At 41.6% G+C, this 14,219-nt stretch carries 9 protein-coding genes; 7 read left to right on the forward strand and 2 right to left on the reverse strand.

Translation table 11 applies throughout. The annotated features are described in order from the left end of the window. The 7 genes from VIP81_RS13955 to VIP81_RS13985 form a co-directional block, all read left to right on the forward strand. Positions 1-2,595 (forward strand): hypothetical protein (locus VIP81_RS13955; protein WP_331961594.1); only part of this gene is annotated, 2,595 nt, incomplete at its 5' end. Between the two features lie 255 nt (positions 2,596-2,850). Next, on the forward strand, positions 2,851-3,795 hold the full coding sequence (locus VIP81_RS13960) for a hypothetical protein (RefSeq protein WP_331961597.1): 945 nt from the start codon (positions 2,851-2,853) through the stop codon (positions 3,793-3,795). Positions 3,796-4,083: 288 nt separating this feature from the next. Continuing rightward, positions 4,084-8,301 carry a DUF6443 domain-containing protein gene (locus VIP81_RS13965; protein ID WP_331961618.1) on the forward strand — a complete coding sequence of 1,406 codons (4,218 nt, stop codon included), beginning with the start codon at positions 4,084-4,086 and terminating at the stop codon, positions 8,299-8,301. Between the two features lie 8 nt (positions 8,302-8,309). Further along, the gene (locus VIP81_RS13970) at positions 8,310-8,759 is read left to right on the forward strand and encodes a hypothetical protein (RefSeq protein WP_331961600.1); all 450 of its coding nucleotides are present in this window, start codon (positions 8,310-8,312) and stop codon (positions 8,757-8,759) included. An 840-nt stretch (positions 8,760-9,599) separates the two neighbouring features. Next, positions 9,600-9,764, forward strand: coding sequence for a hypothetical protein (locus VIP81_RS13975; RefSeq protein WP_331961603.1), 165 nt, complete (start codon positions 9,600-9,602; stop codon positions 9,762-9,764). A 4-nt stretch (positions 9,765-9,768) separates the two neighbouring features. After that, the gene (locus tag VIP81_RS13980) at positions 9,769-10,938 is read left to right on the forward strand and encodes an RHS repeat-associated core domain-containing protein (RefSeq protein ID WP_331961606.1); all 1,170 of its coding nucleotides are present in this window, start codon (positions 9,769-9,771) and stop codon (positions 10,936-10,938) included. Positions 10,939-10,945: 7 nt separating this feature from the next. Next, on the forward strand, positions 10,946-11,461 hold the full coding sequence (locus VIP81_RS13985) for a hypothetical protein (protein ID WP_331961609.1): 516 nt from the start codon (positions 10,946-10,948) through the stop codon (positions 11,459-11,461). Positions 11,462-11,630: 169 nt separating this feature from the next. On the opposite strand, the gene VIP81_RS13990 is transcribed toward VIP81_RS13985, so the two are convergent. Beyond that, complete coding sequence (locus tag VIP81_RS13990) at positions 11,631-12,590, reverse strand: tryptophan 2,3-dioxygenase family protein (protein WP_331961612.1); 960 nt, start codon at positions 12,588-12,590, stop codon at positions 11,631-11,633. A gap of 2 nt (positions 12,591-12,592) precedes the next feature. Next, positions 12,593-13,897 (reverse strand): kynureninase, encoded by a 1,305-nt coding sequence (gene kynU / locus VIP81_RS13995; RefSeq protein WP_331961615.1) that lies wholly within the window; start codon positions 13,895-13,897, stop codon positions 12,593-12,595. Between the last annotated feature and the right edge of the window lie 322 nt (positions 13,898-14,219).

Here is a 14,219-nt window from a genome sequence, read left to right on the forward strand (position 1 = left end):
TTTACTTATTTTTCTTCCTATTCAGAAATACAGGAGGTTTACCTTAAAGCCATTACCTTTCCTGATGGCAAAATAGAATTCAGTCACAGCAAAAGAGACGATATGGAACCCGTTGTAAATACAGCAGCTTCATATCCCTTAAAACTCGACAACATAAGTATATATTCCAAAGAGGATGGAGCTTATGTATTTCAAAGAAAATTCGACCTGTCTTATAATTATTTCGATGGAACTGATTATTTAACCAAGCGGCTAAAGCTCGTTTCTGTTACCGAAACTAATGGCCTTAAACCCAAGTCGCCTTACGTATTTACCTATAACGCACTTCCATTGCCGGCCAAAGATAGTAAGGCAATAGATCATTGGGGGTTTTATAATGGGGCCAGGAATGACGATTTAAGAGAAAACACCAACAATGGTGATCATATGGCTAAAGGGACTTTAGTTCCACCTATTTCAATTAAACGTTTTGGCACCAATGAAGATGTTGATTTCGTGGGGGCCGACAGGGAGCCTAATCCTCAGTACTCCCAAGCCGCCATCCTTCAGAAAATCACCTACCCTACAGGAGGAAGTACCAGTTTTGAATATGAGCAGAACAACTATTATTCGCCGGAAACCATCATCAGAAGGTATGAAAATACTGTACCCCTGCACAAGAAAGGACCACAATCATCTGTTATTGAATTACAACCAAACGAAGCGTTGATAACTCTTGATTCTATCAGAACAATCGAAGTTCAATCGCATTGGGCTTGTATGGATAATACCTGCATGACCGTTGATAATGGAGAGATTGAATTTGATGCAGCAGAAGTATATAAAATGAATGGCAGCAACCAGGTATTTTTGGGTGGCGTTGGGATCAATATTAATTATTACAACCAGCAAAACGCTGACGGCCTGGGAACATTTACCTTAAATCCAGGAATCTACAAAATAAAGGCATTATGCGAAGGACGTTTCTTTAATTGGTTAACGGTTAAATATATAACCAAAGATACCACTATTATTAAGGAGCGATACGGTCCCGGAGTGAGGGTTAAGTCATTGGCCAACTATGATGGCATTAACCATGCAAATGACCAACAAACCAGCTATTCATATCTCACTAAAATTCCTGGCGAAACTAATCTTTATAGCTCAGGGGTACTAATGACCACTCCTCAATACAACTACCTGGGTACCGTTGAGAACTTCTGTACGGCTCCTCCTGAAGCGCCTGTTCACTACGAGGTAATGTCCACGGGGACTGCTGTTTTCCGTGAGTCTTCTTCCATCATGCCAATAAGCGCCTCTGCCCAAGGCGGTCCTTTGGGATATACAATCGTTACAGAAAGCCAATCGCAAAAAGGTAAAACCGTTTACGAATATTTAAACTCTCCCGATGTTATCAACTCACCGGCCCTTCCAAATGTCCCTACAATCGGAAATCCTCAAAATGGGTCGCTAAGGAACCAGTATATTTATTCGACTCAACCTAATGGGCAGAGCAAGCTAGTAAAAAGGATTTCAAGGTCTTATAACATTGATAGTTCAAGAGGTAAAACTGTCCGTGGAGTTAAAATTCCTGAATTAAAGTTTGCTATTTTCCGGCTTAGCGCCAGCTTAAGTACTTATACTTACTCCAACGTAAAGTTTTACGATCTGTATTCCGACTTCACTTACCTTTCAACGGATACCGTAGTTGATTACTCTACTGACAATACAACTGACTCACTTGTCTTTGTAACAAAGTACGAGTATAACCATCCGCAATACTTACAGCTTTCCAGGAAAAGCTATGCTGACAGTAAAAAGCAAACGGTAACTACCAGTTATAAATATCCTTTTGATTATCCGAATGATCCGGTTTACCAATCAATGGTTAATAAGTATATGATAGGGATCAATATTGAAAGTATTGAAGATATTAACGGCAACCATAACAAATCATTCAGGAATAACTTTAGTATCTGGCCAGGAAGTAAACCATTAATATCCAGTACAGAAGAAAAGTATAGCATCGGCAGCTACGTGAAGAGGCTGAATTTTAGCAATTACGATAGCGAAGGAAATATCCTTACCCAATTTAAGAATAATGATATACCGACTTCCTATAAGTGGGGCTATGACAATAACTACCCGGTTGTTGAGATTGCAGACGCAAATAGTAACCAATTTTATTACGAGAGCTTTGAATATGGCACTAATAAAGGCATCCTGCAAGCATTTGCAAGAACCGGGAAAATGGTAAAGGCATCAGGATTCCAGGTTAATTTTACTATCCCGGATCAAAAGCAATATATCCTTACCTATTGGTACCGGGTAGGTACAACCGGCCCCTGGATTAGGAAATTTATCAACTATACAGGACCTTCCTACACAATCAATGACGGCAATTATATCGATGAAGTCAGGATTTATCCTAAAGATGCGCTTATGCGCACCTACACTTATGATCCATTATTGGGCATCAGCAGTACCACAAGTGAATCTGATAAAACTGTTTATTTCCTATACGATGGTTATGGTCAATTAAAAGAATCGAGAGACCAGGATAACAAAGTTTTGAAGATTTATGATTACCAGTACCAGAAACCGATAACTCAGTAAACATAAAAAGAGCCTTGTATGTACTTAATATTTATTTTATTATCGTTTTTATTAGTGCGTCCAAATGTCTTCTCTCAAACAGGTAATTCCAGTTTACCAGTCATTTCCTCGTCTCCAACAGCTTTTAATTTGGGTAAATATGGCTTTCAGCTTTGCGAGATTAAAAATAATGAAGGATCAGAATAGGGAAATTATTAGACAGTACGATTATCAATACCAACAATCTATTGTACAGTAAACTCATCTATATAATTTATGAAACAGTTCAAAAAGTTCAGTCTTGTATGTTTGTTTATCCTCGTCAGCAAATTCACTGCGATGGCCCAGGTAACAGGCGCCTTTTGGGTTAAAGGGGATACTTCTAAATTTTATCCGGTCACTTTCGCAGATGGTGGCTGGACCAGCAATGTTGCCACTGAATTAGAAATAGGTCGCTCTAACGTTCATAATGACAGCTGGTGGAGAGGATCTGTAATTGCAAAATTCAGATACCATGTAACTTCCTGGGGGAATGGTTCCAATTTCATTGATGCCGATATCCGACAATACAGTAACGTAGCCAATTTAAACAAGATGATAGCTGGATGGAGAGATGGTACGGGAGCTAATTCAAGTGCCAGGATTATCATCTGGATGCGGGGTAATACTAGTTATAATTACAACGCTAATTATGCTGTTTCTCCTGTTATCTATGATGGAGAGCAGCAGCTGCTTCCATATCAGGAGATTGGTGGACCGGCTCACAGTTTTAAAACAGCCGTGGATAGTTCTGTCAATGTTTATGGATCCACCTACAATAGCTCCGCCTATTTTATTGGTGGTGGAACTAATTATATGGCGGGCAAATTAGCGATAGGAACATTTAATCCCGGCAATTATAAACTTGCAGTGGAAGGTACTATCGGGGCGCGGAGAGTGAAGGTTACCCAAGGAAGTTGGGCTGATTTTGTGTTTTATCCGGATTATAAGTTGCCGTCATTGGAGGAAGTAGAGCAGTTTGTAAAGACCAATCAGCATTTGCCGGAGATACCTTCGGCCAAGGAGGTGGAGAAAGAGGGATTAGATGTTGGAGAAATGAATAAGAAGTTGCTGCAAAAGATCGAAGAGCTGACACTCTATATTATTGAGATAAGGAAAGAAAGTACAGCGCAGCGTGCGGAATTGGAGATGCTAAAAAAAGAGATTAAGAAGAAAGACTAACTGCCTGTCTAGCGTTTCAGTTATAGAGGCCATTGGTAAACCTGTTGAAATTAATATTATGTATAGATTTTATTTGGTGATAATGTTGCTTGGTCTTTCAATAAGACTACAGGCGCAGAAACCGGATGTTACGGTTCGTCCCGCAGCTACCCCTGTTGCCCCGCCAGGAGCATATACAAATCCCGTGATAAACTACGTCCGTACCTGGGAGCCGGCAGCGCCGACTACTGATACATCATACGTAACATCTGCCAGTCGGCTGGTAACAGAAGTACGACAATCCACTCAATATTTTATGGGCTTGGACGGCCATTGCAGTCTGTATCCAAGGCAATGAGCGTGAGCGGAAAAGATCTGGTAGCTCCTGTTGTATATGATGCTTTTGGGAGGGAACAGTTTAAATATCTGCCTTATGTACAGCAAAGTGGTAACACCAGTGATGGTAAGTTTAAAACTGATCCTTTTAATGCGCAAAAGGCTTTTTATCAGAACACTGGTCTTGCACCTGGCGCCCAGGGAGAGAACGTATACTACAGCAGTGTTGATTATGAAGCCTCGCCTTTAAATCGGGTACTTAAATCCTACGCGCCTGGTAATAGCTGGGCAAAGAATGATCCGGCAACAATTGAACGGGGAGGTAACCGGCCCACTGAGGCTCGCTATCAGATTAATACGCTTGCTGATTCCGTGCGGATATGGGATTTCTCAGGCGGTCTCATTATTCCTGTCAGTGGTGCAGGTAAAATTTATGGTGCCGGGCAGTTAATTAAAAATCTCAGTATTGACGAAGTCGGCAACCAGGTGGTTGAATACAAGGACAAAGAAGGCAGGGTAATTTTAAGGAAGGCGCAATTGTCTGCCACGCCCGGAAATGCGCATATGGGTTGGCTGTGTACTTATTATGCTTATGATGATTTAGGTAACCTACGCTTTGTGATTCCTCCCAAGGCGGTAGAGGCGATCATCAGCAATTGGGTGATCAGTAGTGCTATTGCTGCGGAGTTATGCTTTATTTACCGTTATGATGGCCGTAACAGGATGATGATAAAGAAAGTTCCTGGTGCAGACTCCACGGAGATGGTGTATGATATCAGAGACAGGCTGGCTTTTTCCAGGGATGGTAATATGAAAGGTAAAAGCTGGCTGGTGACGTTTTATGATAATCTGAACCGACCTGCGATGACAGCCCTTTATAATGACGCTGCCACCAGGGAGGCACTTCAGGTGTTGATGAATACCGCCACCGGCAACACACAGTCTATACCATATACCTTCCCGGGTACTGCGGATCTGGTCCTCGCATCCTATGATGGTACAACTCCCTTATACCAGGCGGCCAGCAGTATCACATTGGCAGATGGATTCGATACAGGTACCGGCGCATCGGTGACTGCTGAAATCAACCCATCTGTTACACAGGGGGCTACTTCTATTATTGCAACTAACCCGCTACCGGGAATCCCGGCTAATAAATTGACCCCATTAAGTTATACTTACTATGGCGACTACACCTTTGCAGGTAACAGGGGATACGATACGCGGGATATTGCCAAACCACAGGCAGGTAGTAATCTATATGCGGAAGCTTTACCTGCTGGTTCCAGCGGCATGATTAAAGGACTTGTCACCGGTACAAAAGTAAGAGTACTGGGTACTGATCAGTGGCTTACCTCCACCAATTATTACAATGACAAAGGCCGTTTGATTCAGATGCTATCTGATAATATCAGTGGTGGATATGATGTAATGAACAGCTTATATGATTTCAACGGAAAGTTGTTAAGCACCTATCAGCGTCATCGTAATCAACGCAGCGGTGCCGTTCCGCAGGTAACGGTACGCACCATCATGAATTATGATGCTGGTGGACGCCTGATCAGTGTTAAAAAGATGCTCAATGATGATCCGGCGCAGGAAAAGACGTTAGCGGTAAATGAATATGACGAGTTAGGGCAGCTGAAAAAGAAACGTTTAGGCGTTACCGGGGCCAGTACACAACTGGAGACCTTAAATTATGAATACAATATCCGGGGTTGGCTTAAAGCCATCAACAAAGACTTTGTAACGACTGCCAGTGGCTCAGCCAATTGGTTTGGGCAAACTCTCAGCTATGATTATGGGTTTAGTTCGATGCAATACAATGGTAACATAGCCGGCGCAGTCTGGAAAAGCAGAAGTGATACGATTGCGCGGGCATATGGGTTTGTCTACGATAAGACCAACAGACTACTGTCTGCCGACTTTAACCAGGTTAATGCAGGCAGTACCGGCTGGACAAAGAGCCTTAAGGACTTTTCGGTGAGTGGAATATCCTATGATGCGGGTGGTAACATCCAGACTATGAATCAAAAGGGGATGAATGGACTGACCGCACAGACCGTGGATAGCCTGAAGTATGGTTATAATGTGGGCAGTAACAAATTATCCTTTGTAACAGACCGGAAAAACAACGCTCAAAGTGTCCTGGGAGATTTCAAAGAAATTATCAATAATGAGACGGCCGATTACGCCTATGATGCCAACGGTAATCTGACAAAAGATGAAAATAAAAGCATTGCTGTTATAAGGTATAACCACCTGAATTTACCTGATAGTATTGTTATTACGGGGAAAGGAACTATTAAGTACCTGTATGATGCTTCCGGCAATAAATATCGCAAGATTGTTACCGACAACACAGGCGGGGCTGCAAAAATAACAACAACCGATTACGTCAATGGGTTTGTTTATCAGAATGACACGCTGCAGTTTTTGGGCCATGAAGAGGGCCGGGTCCGGACAGTGCTTGCAGCCGGGCAGCCGATGAGTTATGTGTATGATTACTTTGTAAAGGACCACCTGGGTAATGTACGAATGGTACTTACCGAGCAAACTGACTTTACGATGTATGCGGCCACCATGGAAGCTCCGGCTGCTGCTAAGGAAACTGCTTTGTTCAGCAATATCGATAATACCCGGGCCGACAAACCTGCCGGTTATCCAGCAGATGAGAGTGCCGGAGACAATGCGGCGGTAGCAAAGTTAACGGCTACCGGTACTGGTAAGAAAATAGGCCCCTCTATTGTCCTCAAGGTAATGGCAGGAGATACCATTTCTATGAGTGCAAAAGCTTTCTATAAATCTGTTGGGCCTAAGGAAAAAAATGACGTTACACCTTCTGTTGAAAATATGCTCACCGATCTGGTACACGCCTTTAATGGCGGTGGGCCAGGAGAAGAGGCTCACGTGCTAAACGGTGTTGATCAGCAGACACCATTTACCAGTAACTTTTATAACAATGACTACCAACGGTTAAAGGAAAAAGAACCTGATCAGGCCGATCCTGAAAGACCGAAAGCGTATCTTAATTTTGTATTGTTCGATGATCAGTTTAAATTAGTGGATGCCAATAGCGGGGTAAAACAGGTGAAAGCAGAGCCAGATCAACTGCAAACCCTGAGTCAAGATAAGATGGTAGTTGATAAATCTGGTTTCTTATATGTTTATACCAGCAATGAGGGAACCCAGGACGTGTTCTTTGATAATGTCATTTTAGGCGTTAATTCTGGGCCATTACTGGAGGAAACACATTACTATCCGTTTGGGTTGACGATGGCGGGGATTAGTTCGAATGCGCTGAAGGGGGCGAACTACCCGGAGAATAGGCTGAAGTATAATGGGAAGGAGTTGCAGAGTAAGGAGTTCGGAGATGGCTCTGGTCTTGAATTGTATGATTATGGAGCCCGTATGTATGACGTACAGATAGGAAGATGGCATGTTATAGATCCTTTAGTCGATATGTTTGAACAATACACTCCTTATAACTACGTCTACAATAACCCAATAAGTATGTTTGATAGGGATGGAAGAAAAGGGACTTCTACCCATACAGATTCATTGGGAAATGTTTTGGCAGTTTTTAATGATGGTGATTTGGGGGTATATAAACATAATGATGCTACTACGGCAGCGGATGTACGAAAAGAGAGAAAAACAACTAATTCAACGAGTGGAGGGGGAACAAAAATGGGAGAAACAGAAAATTGGGATGAGTTTATTGATCCGGATACCTATAAACCTTCCGGAAGAATTGTCTTTGGAGAATCTTGGGATGAGGCAATAAAAAATAAACATGAACTTGCACTAGGCTATGGAAGTTTAGTAGTAGTGGGGCAAAAATCAAAAATCAATCAACCCTTAGATCTCAAGAATGATAAAACCTATGCTCCATTTGGAATTATGACTGGAAAATTACTCGATGGGAAATATGCTTCAGCAAGATCTGCGGGCAATTACCTGGCAGGCTACAACGGTAGAGAAATAACAATGTTCGGTGGGTATGCGGGAAATATAAGCTTTAATACGTATATGAGATTGGCCGGAGCCCTACAACAAGGACAGTACACAAAATGGAATGCTGCAATGATGTTACTGTTTAAAACCGAATATGGACCAGCCCCATGGTTTGGAGAAATGGAATATACAGGAAGAATGGTAAAAGCAGGCTGGCAGACTTCAAGAAAATAGAAAATAATATGAAGAAATATCTTAAAGTATTTATCGTCTTTCTCTTATTTGTAGTTTTAATTGTAGCTATACTATTATGGATCTATATCCCAGGAAAAGACACATTTATACAGTATAAAACTACTGAGATCACAACCACCAATAGGGAGGCACATGTCTTCATAAGACAAAAAGTATGGGGAATGAATGCAGATCATCGTCTTGTATATATAACCAATGATAAAGATGAGGATGCTGGTCCGAGTGAAAATACTGATTATATTTTTAAGGGTTTTTCCCCCATATTCTATAAGCAAAGCAATGATACTATTTATATTTTCTGTTCAGTTGCATCAATAGTTCCACCAAATTGGATTAATTCTTTTACCATACATCAGATTGAGCTAAATAACCAGGAGGTTATGAAATTGCTGGATAAAGAAAATTACAAAAAAGAAAACCTGAATTTGATTGATTAACTGAGCTAGGAGGAAACGCATTTTATAGAACAGAAGGCGCTGGTCAATTCCAGCGCCTTCTGTTCTATGAGTTAAAAGAGGATTTTTCAAGAAGTGTTGTGTATAAAGGTTAAAATCGGTATTCGGCAGGTCGGTTCTAAAATTTCGCAGCCCAAAGTCCTTATCGTAGCCATTGTTTTATTCCTTTATAGTCAATTCGATTGCAAAATCAGTCATATTTTGTAGGGTTTTGTGGCGGTGTATTAAGGGTCCGTACTTGGAATCAGCGGAGTTACTGGGCTTGTCTCTGTTTTTGTCGCCGGTGCAATAGCAAACAAAAAACCAGTATTCATTTTCAGGTGTGGCTTCTATGTAATTTAATAGCTGCCCCGTATTCGCTTTTAATATGCCTTTGGATTATTAAAACCGGATAGCGTGTAATTATACATAGGTTCATTCCATTTTGAATGCACTGTGATAGCCATGATGTTATAGTTACACCGATTGTCCCAATAAAGGGAACAGTGTTCCTTTTCTTTTGCCAGAAATGTTGCCGTATTAAGCCTGGTTTGTCTTTATCCACTAAGCTTACAGACGCGTTGCTATTTTGAATATCATGTGCAGTTCGTAATGATTTTTATGCGCGATTTGATTGTCACATTAAAATTGATCGTAGGAATAACCCTATTTTTTAGCTCAGACTTCAAAGCGTGCCTACAGTAGCACAACGTAATATCGAAAGAGCCCTGGCGGGGTCATGGTAGGAATGATTAAGATGCAGTAGGGAGGAGACCTGAAAAAAAAAATGTTATTTTAAACATTACCTTAGCACAAATTATCCTTTGTATTTATTCTATACTTATGAACTGGAAAGTAATAGTTGGCTGCCTTATTATCCTTGGTGTTACCAGAGAGTTTATTTCTGTTGTTGTGGATTATAGCGCCGGCAAATTTGAATGGCCGTGGGGAGTAGAAATTGGCTGTATAGTGGGAATCGGACTGGGAATATTGGGTATCGGAGAATAGTGGTGTGAAACAGGTCCAGAATATACCGGATCAGCTGCAGCAACTCGGGGTGGAAAATTTCGTAGCTGAAAAAAGCGGACTATTGTATGTTTATACAAGCAATGAAAGTAGCACTGACGTATTCTTTGACAATATAGCTGTTACCCAGATTTCCGGGCCATTGTTGGAAGAAACCCATTATTACCCATTTGGACTTTCCATGTCAGGCATTAGTAGTAATCTGCTAAAAGGAACTTCGTATAAGGAGAATGCTTATAAATTCAATGGAAATGAATTACAGTCAAATGAATTTGCTGATGGAAGCGGTCTTGAAATGTATGACTTTAATATGAGAGGATATGATCAGCAATTGGGACGTTTTTTGCAACCAGATCTGGCAATAGATAAGCATCTGAATTTATCTCCCTATAATTTTGTGATGAATAACCCAGCCCTTTATAGTGATCCGTCAGGAATGGATACCACTGTACAAAGTGGCGCCGGTGGTATTGTCTGGACGGTAAATGCTAAGGAAGTGGTCATCGGCCCAGACGATGGATACAATGGATATAAAAGCGGAGGGAGTGCATCAACTATTTATGTAACTGGGTATGGAGCAGATGTGCGAGTTGGTGAATACAATCAATATGTAAAAGATAATAAAAGTTTACTCTCAAATAAAGTTTTGAACGATAATGGTACAACACTTTCCACCAATATAAGTATAGATTTTGTTTTGGCTACTCCCGAAGACCTTAAAAGAGTGAAGAATGAAAAACTAAGAAACGGTGATAATATACTTGAATTGGAAAACAGTGAATACCGCTCAGCTACAGGGGGATTCACAAAGCAAATTTTTAGCAAGGATAAGAATCCTAAAACTGGCCAGTGGGATGCACTTGGGTTCGAGCATTTTACTGATTTTTCTGCAAAATTGGGAAATTCGTCATCAAAAGTAGGACAAGCATATGGAAGTCCAGCAACTGCTGTTCATGAAATCTTACATATGTTTGGGTTGAAAGATTGGTATAATTCTCCTGAGCAGATGAAAATGGTGGGACCTAATGACATAATGAATCATTTAGGAAACCAACCCATTTTGCATCAGATCCATTGGAATAATTGGCTTAGAGAAATTAAATCACAACAACAGACTAACGGTGATAATTTTATCTTGAATCATTTCGTTGAATAAAAAAATTATGAAACTTAAATTTTTACTTATTTTACTTCTCTCTTTTCAATCATGTAAATATGCTATCATTGTTCCTAAGAAGAACATAATATTTAATCAAAAAGGATATTTACTGTTTTGTTATGATCAAAGCGAAGCGCTGTTTTTTAATTGGAAAGATACGCTTGATAGAGACTTTTTGTTAAGTGATCATTTAAATGGTTATAGAATCGGTGATGGTGAGAAAGATCTTGATTATTTAAAAAAGTTATCGGCTACGGATTCCGTCACTTATTCTTTTCTACATAATGAGGGATATAGAGAGGTGAACACGAATATTAAACTAATTCCAGTTAATGTGCAATATTACTGGGGCGACAATAGTAAGCTTAGGTTGCAAAAAGAACTTGATAATAAGGTTAGTATCAAATTTGAGTATAAAAAGGAAAAAGTTAATTTGTCTTATACACTTTACGATCACAGAATTATTATGTCGATTACACCAGTTAGAAAGAGCGATATTAATAGGATCGCTTCTCTTTGATGAAATTGGTTTAGATTTTTTTTCGGTGATACTTGACCAGGAATTGATTGAGGATCCGGAATCCGATTTTGTTGGCAGGTGCAAAAGGATCAGATATGAGGTTGTTTTGATATTTTATTTAATACAACGACCTTCACCGCTCCGACATGAAGGCCGTCGCACCATCCTCCTAAGTCCTATAAGCTTTCAATACATTCATTACCCATGATTTACCCCATTGTTCAATCTGCTCTTCTGTCCACAGATATGGGTAGAAAATCCTTTTTTGGAATCGTGGCGGCAGGTATTTCTGCCAGTTAGTGCCACCGGTAGCGGCGATGTCTACCGGGTCGCGCTCCAGGTACCGTACGGCAGACTTATAATGTGATAGCGGCCATTCTACGTTTACAAACAAGTCGAGCTTTCTGAGTTGTTCTTCAACAGTACTCATGTCTTCTCCTTGCTGCTGCAGCCTTTTGTATAGAGATGAAAAGTTGGTGTCAATATTATTTTGCGCAAGGTGTAGGAGTTGCCCGCCATATTTCACGATGAACTGTTGGAGGGTGAGTGTTTGTTTACCAGTAGATAATTCTGATGCACCGTACTTCCAATAAATATATTCAAACTGTTCTGCTGTGGAGGACTGTTTTAGTTCCTCTCTTTTACTCAATGTTACCAGTTGTAGGAGGTTTGTTGAGTGGATCTCGATCATGCGATATTGTGCCGATTGGAAACCACTTGCAGGCAAGAGCGACATCCTGAATTTCAGGAATTGTTCTTTGTCCATGCCGTCTACCATGATATCGAAAGAAGATACCAGGGCGGTGAAATAGGCATTGATCCTTTTCAGCCGGGACGCAAAAAAATCAGGTGTCAGCGAAGGATGCGCGCTGATCTGTTTGCATTCATGCAGGGCCAGTTTAAAATAGAGTTCAGTGATTTGATGATACATGATGAAGATTTCCTCATCCGGATAAGAGGTTTTCGGATGCTGGAGGGTCAGCAGTGTATCCAGGTGAATATAATCCCAATACGTGAGGTAATCTGCATAAAGAAGGCCATCGAGATATGCGTTGAGGTCTTGCCCCATAGCAGCATACTTCTCCTGCAACAGGGATAGTCTGTCTTTAATTTCCGGTGTTATTTCCATTGTTACGGTTGTTGTGTTGGTGTAATCAGTTCTTTACTTATGTTGAGCATCCGTTCTGCTGTCAGGAAAACATCTTCGAAACTATTGTACAGCGGCACCGGGCTAAGCCTGATAACATTGGGCTCGCGCCAGTCGCCCAGGATATTGTTGGCTACCAGGGCGTGGAATATTTCTTTGGCGTTGTATGTAGCTATGATAGATAGCTGCGCACCTCTTTCTGTTGCTGCAGCAGGTGTGATGATCTTGTATTGTTCGAAGCCGAGTGCTTTGTTTACTTCGCCAACCAGGTAATAGAGGTAGGCGGTCAGCTGTTTGCTTTTTTCCCTGAGGGGGGCCATGAAGCCGGCTTTTTCGAAAGTTTTGAGTGAGGCATGATATAGCGCCATGGGAATCACCTGTGTGCAGCTTATTTGCCAGCCATCGGCGCCTGCTTCGGCGGTAAAACCTTTCTCCATTTTGAATCGCTGTTGCTCCTGGTAGCCCCACCATCCGGCGAAGCGGTCGAGCGATGTGTCGGCAAAATGTTTTTCATGCACAAAAATGCCGCTGATACCTCCCGGGCCTGCATTCTGATATTTGTAAGAACACCAACAGGCGAAATCGATATTCCAGTCGTGCAATTGCAGTGGTACATTGCCCGCTGCATGTGCGAGGTCGAACCCAACAACCGCTCCGGCGGCGTGCCCCGCCTGAGTAATAGCGGGCATGTCGAACCACTGGCCGGTGAAATAGTTGATGCCGCCAAACAGCACCAGCGCAAGCTGTTCACCGTTATCGGCGATAGCCGCCAATATATCTTCTGTCCGTAAGGTGTATTCACCTATCCGCGGTGCTACTTCAATAATGGCATCTTTAGGATCATAGCCATGGAACCTGACCTGGCTTTCCATCGCATATTGATCGGAAGGAAACGCGCCGGCTTCCATAATGATTTTATACTTGTTGGCAGCGGGGCGGTAGAAGCTCACCATCAGCAGGTGCAGGTTCACCGTAAGGGTGTTCATGGGGCATACTTCCCGGGCGCTGGCACCAACAATATGCGCCATCATTCCCTTCAGTTCTTTATGATAGAACATCCAGGGTGTTGTTCCTTCAAACCATCCCTCTACAGCCAGATTCTCCCAGTTGTTCAGTTGCTGATCCACATAACTACGCGCCGCCCGGGGCTGCAATCCGAGTGAATTGCCGCACATATAGATGAAAGGAACGCCTTGTTGTTTAGGGAAAAGAAATTCATCTCTCAGGTGGTGTAACGGATCTTGCCGATCCAGGCTTTGCGCGAAAGCCTGATTGTTTTCGAAAATCATATCGATAAGTATGTTAACGGTTGGAAATCGCGCCCATAGACATTGCTGTCAATAGCGTCAAAAACAGTATGTTAATATTGGAGGATGGCGGCAATAAGCTGCCAGCTGGAGGAGGTCCTGCTAAGAAGGTCGATTGATTATATTTTTATAAATATCTCCCATTGATGTAGTGGTGGGCAAAACAAATATAATTTGTTTACACTGCCAAATAATTTTTGGGGAGTTGTGGGTATGGGCAGTAGAAAGGCTTGTAAGCGATTAACTTACAAGCCTTTTTTCTTTGTATGATTGTTTAAAAGGGCACACTTCCAACCACTATTGC

This window comes from Chitinophaga sp., assembly GCF_036566945.1.
Taxonomy (GTDB): domain Bacteria; phylum Bacteroidota; class Bacteroidia; order Chitinophagales; family Chitinophagaceae; genus Chitinophaga.